The sequence below is a fragment of the Streptomyces sp. SP17BM10 genome (assembly GCF_036322405.1).
Lineage (GTDB): Bacteria > Actinomycetota > Actinomycetes > Streptomycetales > Streptomycetaceae > Kitasatospora.
Map to the genome: position 1 here is coordinate 1 of NZ_JAQYXB010000363.1, position 387 is coordinate 387.

The following is a 387-nucleotide window of genomic DNA, read 5'->3' on the forward strand; positions in this document are numbered from 1 at the left end:
CACCGGACGGGTCACTGGACGGGGAGCAACCGGGCGATCAGTTCGCCCAGCCGGCGGGCGTTGCGGCAGGAGTGCATCTCCACGACGCCCGCGTAGGCGAGCGCGGCGGAGTCGCCGGTCGGCCAGAGCGCGGGCGCCGACCTGGACGCACTGCGCCAGGCGCTCGCCGCCGAAGGCCTCGGGCACCTGGCGGCGATGGGCGACGACCAGCTCGCTGCGGCCGCGTGGCGCCACCACCAGATCGCCATGGTGCTGTCCGCGGGCATCGTGTACGGCGCGAGCACGCTCAGCATCGAGCCGACCGCGATGCCGCAGCCGAGCAGCGCGAGCGCGAGGCCGAGCGCCGACGGCAGGTGCGCCCAGTCCCCGGTGACGACGGTCAGCACC

Annotated in this window: 1 pseudogene; it reads right to left on the minus strand. The window is 75.5% G+C overall.

What is annotated here, in order from left to right:
- Nucleotides 1–11: 11 nt before the first annotated feature.
- Nucleotides 12–387, minus strand: a pseudogene (locus PUR71_RS02785) (hypothetical protein); the annotation flags it as partial.